Annotated in this window: 9 protein-coding genes; 7 read left to right on the top strand and 2 right to left on the bottom strand. The window is 57.6% G+C overall.

The window, feature by feature from the left end; all coding sequences use genetic code 11:
• Nucleotides 1-59: 59 nt before the first annotated feature.
• Together O3S81_RS12210 and O3S81_RS12205 are read right to left on the bottom strand one after the other, a co-directional pair.
• Nucleotides 60-650 (bottom strand): dimethylsulfonioproprionate lyase family protein, encoded by a 591-nt coding sequence (locus tag O3S81_RS12210; protein ID WP_269343488.1) that lies wholly within the window; start codon nucleotides 648-650, stop codon nucleotides 60-62.
• Between the two features lie 43 nt (nucleotides 651-693).
• Entirely contained in the window at nucleotides 694-2,730 is a 2,037-nt protein-coding gene (locus O3S81_RS12205) for an NADH:flavin oxidoreductase (RefSeq protein ID WP_269343486.1), read from the bottom strand.
• A gap of 146 nt (nucleotides 2,731-2,876) precedes the next feature.
• Between O3S81_RS12205 and O3S81_RS12200 the strand changes: the two genes are divergently transcribed.
• From O3S81_RS12200 to O3S81_RS12170, 7 genes are all read left to right on the top strand, one after another.
• Nucleotides 2,877-3,512: a TetR/AcrR family transcriptional regulator gene (locus tag O3S81_RS12200; RefSeq protein ID WP_269343484.1), complete on the top strand. Its 636-nt coding sequence runs from the start codon at nucleotides 2,877-2,879 to the stop codon at nucleotides 3,510-3,512.
• Between the two features lie 6 nt (nucleotides 3,513-3,518).
• A complete protein-coding gene (locus O3S81_RS12195; protein ID WP_269343482.1) occupies nucleotides 3,519-4,322 on the top strand; it encodes a pyrroline-5-carboxylate reductase family protein in 804 nt (267 codons plus the stop codon).
• Between the two features lie 242 nt (nucleotides 4,323-4,564).
• A complete protein-coding gene (locus tag O3S81_RS12190) occupies nucleotides 4,565-5,452 on the top strand; it encodes an ABC transporter permease (protein ID WP_269343480.1) in 888 nt (295 codons plus the stop codon).
• Nucleotides 5,445-6,524, top strand: coding sequence for a quaternary amine ABC transporter ATP-binding protein (locus O3S81_RS12185; RefSeq protein WP_269343478.1), 1,080 nt, complete (start codon nucleotides 5,445-5,447; stop codon nucleotides 6,522-6,524). The genes O3S81_RS12190 and O3S81_RS12185 overlap by 8 nt, the downstream gene beginning before the upstream one ends.
• Before the next feature lie 9 nt (nucleotides 6,525-6,533).
• The gene (locus O3S81_RS12180; RefSeq protein WP_269343476.1) at nucleotides 6,534-7,778 is read left to right on the top strand and encodes a DUF3422 domain-containing protein; all 1,245 of its coding nucleotides are present in this window, start codon (nucleotides 6,534-6,536) and stop codon (nucleotides 7,776-7,778) included.
• A gap of 115 nt (nucleotides 7,779-7,893) precedes the next feature.
• A complete protein-coding gene (locus O3S81_RS12175; RefSeq protein WP_269343474.1) occupies nucleotides 7,894-8,910 on the top strand; it encodes an Ldh family oxidoreductase in 1,017 nt (338 codons plus the stop codon).
• 27 nt (nucleotides 8,911-8,937) lie between these two features.
• Nucleotides 8,938-9,990: a proline racemase family protein gene (locus O3S81_RS12170; RefSeq protein WP_269343472.1), complete on the top strand. Its 1,053-nt coding sequence runs from the start codon at nucleotides 8,938-8,940 to the stop codon at nucleotides 9,988-9,990.
• Nucleotides 9,991-10,051 lie beyond the last annotated feature (61 nt).

Genomic DNA, 10,051 nt, shown 5'->3' with positions numbered 1-10,051 from the left:
GTCCACCACACGCTTCACTGGGACAAGAACTCTCATGCATTTCCCCTATTGTGCCGGCGTCAGACTCGCAGCGCCCAGAAAGCCAGTAGCGGTCTGCTGTGCGACCGCATGGCATGTTTGATGTTCGGCGGATTGTAGAAGGATCCACCCACTCCCGGAGAAAACCACTCCCCCTCGCCCTGACGAAACTCGCCCTCGGACATAACCAGGTATGTTTCCTCAGGCCCATGGAAATGGTCCGGGTACCTTATGTTCGGCGCCATAAGGGTGACACCGATCCAAAGATCCCTGCGTTCTTCCAACCCGCCAGGCCCTGAGATCATTGCGTTTGCGTGGCCGTCGGCAAAGTTCGGACCGGCGCTCCCATCGTGCTTTGTTCGGGTCGTCCAGGACAGGCGATCTTCGATCGCCATGAAGCAATCGAGCATCATGGAGAGCGCCGGGTTGGAGCGCCCACCAGCCACGGCGTCTGGCAAGTGGACGCAGACTGGTAGCTGCGTCCCGTGCTTGGGATTGGCAGAGGTTGGCGTAGCCAGCATTGCGAAAATCCGACCGACCGATTCCCGGCCTTTTTCGTCGGTAACGTGGCGGTTGTACGCAACCGACGCCGCTTCGAGAAAACGCTCGAGGTCTTCGTTTCGACGGTCCATGTCAACCTCCGATGATCAAACGTCGTACACTGAAAGATAGCGTTCAAAGATCCTTCGTGAGGCGGAGAGCGTCGTAGATCGCGGCATGAGTGTTGCGTGCCGCCACTGCGTCTCCGATACGGAAGAGCTGGAACGTACCCTCCTCGTTGCGAACGACGCTCTGGGGTCTCCCTCCAAGAAGCTCGACGTGTGAGACCTCGCCGAGATTCTTCGACATCGGCTTCAGCTCGAAATAAAGCTCGTCCAAAGGTATAGTGCCGTGGTTGACGACGATCTGGTCTACGAGCCGTTCCTTCTGAACACCGCCGTAGTCGCTTCCCACCCTCGCAACGATCTGGTTCCCGTTCTTCAGCGCCGCCTCGAGCCTGAAGGTAACCGTGAAGGTCACATCGAGCTTCTGCAGCGAGCGCATATAGGGAACAAGGTTCATGGCCATGACTTCTGGTGCGAACGAACGATCAGGCGTCATCACCTCGACCTTGGCGCCAGTCTTTGCGATGATTTCAGCCGCCTGAAGCCCTGCATGATCCCCGGCGTCGTCGAAGATGAGAACATTGGTGCCGGGCTTCACGTCCCCGGAGATGATATCCCATGAAGACACGACGAGTTCGTTGCCCTCGGTTAGGACCTCCGTATGGGGAAGCCCGCCAGTGGCAATGATCACGACGTCAGGATTTTCCGCGGCGACGGTGTCCGCCTCCGCCCACGTGTTAAAATGGAAGGTCACGCCCAGCTTCTCGCACTGCGACATCCGCCACTCGATAATGCTGATCATCTCCCTGCGCCGCTCGCTCTGCGCGGTCAGGCGGATCTGGCCGCCCGCGTTGTTTGCAGCCTCGAAGACCACCACGTCATGTCCACGTTCCGCGGACACCCGCGCCGCTTCAAGCCCGGCGGGGCCTGCACCGACGATAACGATCTTCTTGCGGACGTCTGCCTTTGGGATGGCGTGAGGCATCGTCTCCTCGCGACCAGTGGCGGCGTTGTGAATACAGAACGCCAAGCCGCCCTGATAGATTCGGTCGAGACAGTAGTTGGCTCCGACGCAGGGACGGATGTCGTCCTCGCGTCTTTCCATTATCTTTCGTACGACATGGGGATCCGCCATATGGGCGCGTGTCATACCCACCATGTCGACCTTGCCAGACGCAATGGCGTGTCTGGCCGTCGCCACGTCGGGGATCTTGGCCGCATGGAACGTCGGGAACTTCGTCGCAGCACGCACTTCCCCGGCAAAGTCCAGATGCGGCGAGTTTGCCATCCCCTGGATAGGGATCAAGTCCGTCAGACCGGGATCCGTATCGATGTGGCCGCGCACGACGTTGAGGTAATCGATGAGTCCGCTGTCCCGAAGGCGCTTCGAAATCTCGATGCCGTCCTCGTTGTCCGTGCCCCCGGGAAGACATTCATCAACGGTGTAACGAATTCCGAGGATGAATTCGTTACCCACCCTTTCTCTCATGGCCTTGAAAACGTCGAATGTGAACCGCATGCGGTTTTCAAGCGAGCCACCATAGGGGCCGTCGAGTTCGTTGGTCAGCGGTGAAACGAACTGATCCACCAGGTGGCCGTAGGACATCAGCTCCACGCCATCCATGCCACCGGCCTTCATCCTTTCGGCGGCGTCGGCGAAGTCCTTGATGATCCGTTCGATATCCCACTCTTCCATCTTCTTGGGAAAGGCGCGATGGGCAGGTTCCCGGTGATGGGACGGCGACACCACGGGGAGCCAATCACCCTTGTCCCAACGTGTGCGGCGTCCGAGATGGGTGAGCTGGATCATAATCGCGGAGCCCTGTTCGTGCACCGCGTCTGTCATCTCCCTCACCCACGGAACGATCTCGTCCTTGTAAGCCAAGAGATTGTTGAAGACCGGAGGACTGTCACGCGACACGGCTGCGGATCCGGCAGTCATCGTCAGCGCTATGCCGCCCTTAGCCCGCTCGACGGTGTAGGCCCGATAGCGCTCCTTTGGAAGACCATCTTCCGGATACGCCGGCTCATGGGAAGTGACCATGATACGGTTACGAAGGGTGAGGTGCTTTAGTTGAAAAGGCTGAAGAAGAGGATCGTTCGACATACGTCGTGCTCCGGTTTAGAAAGAACGACAGGACGCTAATCGAGAATGTACATATGTGTCAATCGAGAAAACACGTAAGTCTCAAATTTTGACACTCTTGTACATTTCGCTTGTTTACCAGCAATGGATTTGTTAGGAGATTGGTCATGGACCAGACTGTGATGGAAAACGACAGCGGATGGCGGGGATCCCAGGAAGGGTGGCTGGAGGCAGCCTACTCCTCCCTGATCGATTCCGGCGTGGACTCTGTCAAAATCTTACCGCTGGCGAAAAAGCTGAAGCTTTCGAGAACGAGTTTCTATTGGTTTTTCAAGGATCGGGAAGAACTTCTTGATGCTTTGGTTCAGAAGTGGAGAGACAAGAACACCGGTAACTTGGTGAAGCAGACGGAAGCCTACGCGGAGTCTCTCGCCGAAGCCATGCTCAATGTCTTCGACTGCTGGCTCAACCGGGATCTCTTCGATTCACAATTCGAGTTCGCCGTTCGTAGCTGGGCTCTGCAGTCGTCGGAGATACTCGATGAAGTGAGGCAGGCTGACCAGGTACGCGTGGAAGCCCTGTCACGAATGTTCATGAAGTTCGGGCTTGAACCGGGTCCAGCCGACGTTCGCGCCAGGACCACCTACCTTGTTCAGATCGGCTACATCTCGATGCAATCCCAGGAAGACATTTCCGTCAGAATGAAGCGCATTCCTGAGTACATAGCGATCTATACCGGACAGATTCCGGAGCAACGCGAACTTGACCGCTTCTTCGCGCGTCACAACTTCAAATCGGGCTGAGACACTATGACAAGCGGGTCTTACAAGATTGGTATCATCGGGGGCGCGGGATGGCTCGGAAGCGCCATCGCCGGATCCTTGATTAAGGCCGCCGTCTTCGACAAGTCCGAAATAGTCATATCTTCCCGCAGTCCTCGAGCTGCTTTTTCAGAAGGGATTCACCACACCGCCGACAACGGCGAGCTCACCCGGATCGCGGACGTCGTCATCCTTTCCGTTCGGCCCGAGGATTCGCACCTTGTGGATGTCGATCTCCAGGGGAAACTGCTGATCTCCGTGGTGGCAGGTGTATCTTCCGAGCTTCTATCCAGACGGCACCGCACCCAGCGGGTGGTCCGTGCGTTGCCAAACGCAGCCGCCGCCGTTGGACTTTCCTACACCCCCTGGTTTGCCTCGTCCGCTACGTCTGAGGAGGATCGCAGACTGGTCGAGACAATTTTCGACGCATGCGGCACCCAGGACGCAATGACACGCGAGGAAGATATCGACTTTCTCACCGGGCTCACCGGAACAGGCCCCGCCTACCCCGCCCTTCTAGCTCTTGCAATGTACAAGAGCGCCCGGTCCCACGGCCTCAATGAAGACGTCGCGGTGCGCGCCGTGAACGGCATGCTCGTTGGCGCTGGGGGGCTGCTTCAGGAGAATCCTGTACACCCGGAAAGCACAGTCCGTGACTTCGTGGACTACAAGGGTGTGACTGCTGCGGGAATTGAAGCGATGCAAAGGCGCGGTTTTATCGAGGCGGTCGATGGAGGGATCAAGGCTGCTCTGGAGAAAACACATGCCATCTCTCGATCCATTGGTCACTAAGGCAGGTGGAAAACCACGACGTAAAAGAACAAAAAAGGGAACGCGATCATGAAAAACGGGGACCTCCCCGGAAAACGGGCAAAAAAAAGCGGACTTAAATCCGCAGAAGACTCTCGTAGTCGGCGAGCTTTCAAAGACTGAAATCCGCCAGCCTGCTGGCACATACAAGCCGAGGCGCCGCGGGCGTCACGCTAGAAAAATAAGAAACTTTGCGACGGCTTCTTTTAACAAAGGGGATCCGAATGGACTGGTTTTACAAATTTCCACATATGAACGATGACACATTGCGCGCTCTGAAGAAGACGATTGACGAGAACTTCCGTGCGTTCACCCGGCTTCATGGGGAAGGGATTGAAAGTCTTTTCAAGCCTCTTCAGACGTTCCTCATCACCGCCGAGCGGTTCATGACACAGACGCCGTGGCCGATCATCATCGCTTTGATATTGATCATCGCCTGGTTCGCGAGCAGAAGCATCAAGATCGTCCTAGGCTGTCTCGTGACCCTCATGATCATAGGGTATTTCGACATGTGGCAGGACACGATGCGGACTATCTCTATGATCTTCGTCTGCACTGTTATGTCCATCGCAATAGGTCTCCCCATCGGGATCCTTATGTCGCGCTCGGATCGGCTCCAAAGAATCGTCAGCCCCGTCCTCGACGTCATGCAGACCATGCCGAGCTTCGTATATCTCATACCGGTCGTCATGCTTCTCGGTATCGGCAGGGTTCCGGGCCTGATTGCCGTGGTCATTTACGCCGTTCCGCCCATGATCAGACTGACCGACCTCGGTATCCGGCTTGTCGACAAGGATGTCCTTGAAGCGGCTGACGCGTTTGGCACCAGCGCCAGGCAAAAGCTGTTCAAGGTCCAGCTTCCCCTGGCACTTCCGACGATCATGGCAGGCATCAACCAGACTATCATGATGGCACTGGCCATGGTCGTCATCGCATCCATGATCGGTGTGCAGGGCTTGGGACAGCCTGTTCTTCAAGCGATCGCCAACCAGTACTTCACGCTTGGTATCTTCAACGGGCTGGCAATCGTGGGCATCGCGATCATGTTCGACCGGGTCAGCCAGGCCTACGGCAAAAGACTTCAGACCTACCGGGAGACCGTCCATGGCTAACGATCATTTCGGTGGCATCAAGATCCGCAACCTCTACAAGATCTTCGGGTCTAACGGGGCAGCCTACATCGATGCCGTTCAAAACGGCATGAGCAAGGCGGAACTGAACAACCAGCACGGCCATGTTCTTGGTCTGCGCGACATCAACATCGAGATCCCATCGGGTTGCATCCAGGTGATCATGGGGTTGTCCGGGTCCGGAAAGTCAACGCTCATTCGGCATATCAACCGACTCATCGATCCGACCGCGGGAGAGGTCCTCGTCGACGGCATCGACGTGGTCAAGATGAACCAGGACGAACTCCGACAGTTCCGCCGCCACCAGACGGCGATGGTCTTCCAGAAGTTCGCACTTCTTCCACACCGAAAAGTCCTCGACAATACGATGTTCGGTCTCGAGGTGCAGGGAGTGGACCGCTCCAAGGCCACCGAAATTGCAATGAGGTGGATCGAGAGAGTGGGACTGAAGGGCTTTGAGAACAAGTATCCCAACCAGTTGTCTGGCGGCATGCAGCAGCGAGTGGGACTTGCTCGAGCACTTTCGAACGACGCACCGGTCCTTCTCATGGATGAGGCGTACTCGGCACTTGATCCGTTGATCCGCACTGACATGCAGACCGTCCTCCTCGACATCCAGAAGGAGATAAAGAAGACCATTGTCTTCATCACGCACGACCTTGACGAGGCCCTTCGTCTTGGAGACCAGATCGCGATCCTGAGAGATGGTGAGGTCATCCAGCAGGGCACAAGCCAGGACATCGTCCTGCGTCCGGCTGATGACTACGTCGCGAACTTCGTAAAGGAGGTCAACCGAGGCAGGGTCGTGCAGGTATCTGCCGTCATGGTTCCCCTGAAGGCGGGCTCCGCTGCGAGCGGGATCACCATCCCGGCTGAAACCACCATCGAAGAAGGGCTCAGAACTCTTGCGTCCCTACCGGATGGGGAGGTCACAGTTGTCGGAGCGGCGTCCCAGCCTGTGGGAACGGTCAGCTTCCGACAGCTCGCCAACGCGATGGTGAACTCCCATCCTAATGAAGTTCGCGAGAACGCTATCAAGTTGGTACGGCAGTAGGGCGCGGTCATGTCTATCGGGACCGAGCATCCGGCTCGAAGGGTGCTCCACAGGGAGCTGCACGCCCGGCCGTCGCTCTACTTCGACGGAGAGGTCAATGTCTGGCACGCGGCGATCGTGCCTGACATTGACGCTCCGTCGTCTGTGGCAGATCTCTTGGACACGGAGGACGTCTCCTTCGAGGGTGACGAGCAGAACGGAACAGCAAGCTTGGGAACGGGTCGCCTGAAGTGGGAGTGCCACTCCGAGTTCGTGTCCCTCACCTACGCCGAACCAGCGACTCCTGACGCTTGCCTGAATGTTCCTTCGAGTTTCCGCCATCTGGTGGAAAGGACTTCTGGTCGCCTTGTCGCAGCGGTGGTCGTGATCGTGCGCGAAGGAGAAGCACCACCATCTTTTGGAAGCGAGGGTGACTTTGTAGCTTCCAAGGTCGGTGGTGGGGACGCCGAAGTGCACTCCAGCTTTCGATTGAGCGTGGAGGGGTTCGTTGAACTTCATCTGTTCAACCGGAACCTTAACTCCTACCGGGCAGGACGCATGGTGAGACGCCTGCTCGAAATAGAGACCTACAGGATGATGGCACTTCTCGCGCTGCCTGTAGCGCAGGACACCGTGGCGGCCCTGCCTGACATCGACCGACGTCTGGCGAGCCTCAACCAGCATCTGAAGCAAGCCGGCAGCGTGGAGAAGCGACTTTTGTCGGAGGTAACGCATCTCGCCTCGGATATTCTGTCGCGCTCCGTTTCGGCTCGTCAGAGATGTGGAGCTACAAGGGCTTACGCAGACATCGTCGCGAGCAGGCTGCAGGAGCTGCGGGAGGACCGCGTCGAGCAGCGGCAACGCATCTCGACCTTCATCGAGCGTCGCTTCCAACCATCGGTCCGCTTTATCCAGACATCCGAACGGCGGTTGGACGAAGTCACCCAGAGAGTGACAATGGCTAGCGATCTGCTCCGCACCGCAGTCCAGGTGCAACTAGAGGAGCAGAACGCCGAGCTGTTGCGATCGATGGAGGAGCGGACGCGCGTGCAGGTCCATATCCAGCAGGCCGTAGAAGGCTTTTCGGTCATAGCTATAAGCTACTACGCCGTCAGCCTTGCGAAGCTTGCTCTCGAAAGTCTGACCGAGGTCGGCGTTGAGTTGCATGCCGTGAAGCTGCTGCTGGCCATATCCATTCCTGCCCTCGTCGCGTGCGTCTGGCTCGCCATCCGTCACGCCCGGAGACGTATCGCAACCCCCTGCCCCACGCATTGAAGCCGAATCGCTGACTCATAAAGCCCGCGGGGAATCCACATGGCGCATCTACCGGAAAGTCGAGCGAGTTGCTCCGAGTTCAACGCATACTGAGAATGGTGATCGGGAGAAGAGAATGACAGAAGAAGTAGAATTGCCTATGGCGGAAGCGAGACAACTGGCAACCGACGCGTGCCTTGGCGCGGGAGCCGATGCTGCATCGGCCCGTTCCCTCGTCGACGCCACCTTGTCGGCCGCGCTTTTGGGCCCCCCGACGCTGGGGTTCCCCCACCTCGTGGACTATCTGAATGCGTTCATCGAGGGTCGCATCAACGGGCATCCAGAACCACGGCTGACGCACGCACTTCCCTCGTCTATCGTCTCCGACGCCGACAGAGGAATTGCCCAACTCGGATTCGATCTCGCGGTGAATGATCTCGTTGAAGCCGCACAGAAGAACGGAATAGCCATCTTCACCCAGACCAACAGCTACACGGCAGGTGAACTGGGATACTACGTGAGAATCCTCGCCTCTCACGATCTTGTCGGGCTTGCCGTGACGAATGCCAATGCAATGGTCGTCTCGAAGCCCGGTGACCCAGCCGTCTACAGCACCAATCCGCTGGCATTCGGCTTCCCTCTGGGGCCTGACAGCCCTCCTATGATCATCGATCAGGCCTCGAGCGCTACCGCGTTCGTAAACGTTGTCAGAGCTGCGGAGGAAGGACAGCCAATTCCGGAAAGCTGGGCCGTCGATGCCGAAGGCAATTCCACGACAGACGCAACGAAGGCTCTCTCGGGTGCGCTTCTACCGTTTGGCGGCCGAAAGGGCGGCAATGTGGCACTACTGGTAGAGATGCTGTCTGCAGGCCTTTCAGGTGGAAACTGGTCCCTTGACGTTCCTGATTTCCGCTCGGGGTCTACCTCGCCCGCCGTCGGACTGACTGTGATCGCCATAAGGCCAGGACAACCCAGCGACGGACGTATCCAAAGAGCGCACGATCAATCCAGGCGCCTTGCGGGGTATGGCGTATTCGTACCCGGTGTTACCGGAATCGCCCATCCGATGTCCATCGAGACGTTGAAGATTCCAAAGACCGTGTTCGACCGAGTTTCTGCAGTCGCTTCCAACAAGCGAGTAGCCCTAGCCTAGAACTCATACACTAACAGGAGCAATCACGTGGCATTCAAGAGAACGATTCAAGCGGTAGACACTCACGCCGGCACCCCGATGCGAGTTGTTACTGGAGGCATACCGAACATCCCCGGCAACTCGTCATATGAGAAGATGAAATGGTTGGAGGCTAACGACGACGGCCTTCGCAAGCTCCTGCTACGTGAGCCGCGCGGCTACCCAGCCCACTGCTGCAACATCATCGTGCCGCCAAGCCACCCCGAGGCGGACGCGGGCTATATCATCATGGAGCAGATCGAATACCCCGTGATGTCCGGCGGCAACACTATCTCGGTGGTGACCGTTCTGCTGGAAATGGGCATGCTCCCGATGAAGGAGCCGGTCACGGAACTGGTTCTCGAAGCTCCAGCCGGGCTTATCCGAGTGAAGGCCGAATGCGAAAACGGCAAGGTCAAGAGCGTCACCTTCAAGAATGTACCGGCGTTCGCGGCTCACCTCGACGCGGTGATCGACGTACCACACCTCGGTAAGGTCAGGGTCGACGTGGGTTGGGGCGGCATGTTCTACGTCATCGCCGACGTCCGTCAGTTCAAGGGATTGGAATTGAAGCCGGAGCATGGTCGGGAGATATCCCGGATCTCGTCGATGGTGCGCGAGGCGGCCATCGAACAGTTGCCTGTGGCGCATCCTGACTACCCCGGCGTGGGGATCACGATTTCTCAGTTGTCGGGTCCGACGGAAGACCCGAACGCGGACTGGAAGAATGCGGTCACGATGGCGTCGGGCGAATTCTCATGGGACGATCCTGGAACTTGGACGGGTGCTTTGGACAGATGCCCATGCGGAACGGGGACCTGCGCGAAAATGGCGGTTCTTCATGCCAAAGGCGAGTTGCCTCTCGACCAGGCCTTCCGTCATCAGGGCCTTCTGGGCAACATCTACACCGGCCGCCTTGTTGAGGAGACTTACATTGGCGACAAGAAAGCGGTCGTGCCCACGGTCAGCGGAAAGAGCTGGATCTACGGCCTGAACACCATCGTACTTGATCATGATGACCCCTTCACCGAAGGATTCATGCTCGGCGATATTTGGGCCTGATAATCTGCTTGCAACAACGGATTTAAAACAATAGCGCCGATTTAGAGTCGGCGCCATTCTC

The sequence above is a fragment of the Agrobacterium sp. SOY23 genome, assembly GCF_027212525.1.
Lineage (GTDB): Bacteria > Pseudomonadota > Alphaproteobacteria > Rhizobiales > Rhizobiaceae > Agrobacterium > Agrobacterium tumefaciens_I.
The sequence above is the reverse complement of the archived record's forward strand: the minus strand, read 5'-3'. Positions and strand labels throughout refer to the sequence as shown.

Coding starts and splice junctions, on each gene's coding strand:
- O3S81_RS12175 (WP_269343474.1), top strand. CDS start 7,894: ATGACAGAAGAAGTAGAATTGCCTATGGCGGAAGCGAGACAACTGGCA.
- O3S81_RS12205 (WP_269343486.1), bottom strand. CDS start 2,730: ATGTCGAACGATCCTCTTCTTCAGCCTTTTCAACTAAAGCACCTCACC.
- O3S81_RS12195 (WP_269343482.1), top strand. CDS start 3,519: ATGACAAGCGGGTCTTACAAGATTGGTATCATCGGGGGCGCGGGATGG.
- O3S81_RS12185 (WP_269343478.1), top strand. CDS start 5,445: ATGGCTAACGATCATTTCGGTGGCATCAAGATCCGCAACCTCTACAAG.
- O3S81_RS12200 (WP_269343484.1), top strand. CDS start 2,877: ATGGACCAGACTGTGATGGAAAACGACAGCGGATGGCGGGGATCCCAG.
- O3S81_RS12180 (WP_269343476.1), top strand. CDS start 6,534: ATGTCTATCGGGACCGAGCATCCGGCTCGAAGGGTGCTCCACAGGGAG.
- O3S81_RS12210 (WP_269343488.1), bottom strand. CDS start 650: ATGGACCGTCGAAACGAAGACCTCGAGCGTTTTCTCGAAGCGGCGTCG.
- O3S81_RS12190 (WP_269343480.1), top strand. CDS start 4,565: ATGGACTGGTTTTACAAATTTCCACATATGAACGATGACACATTGCGC.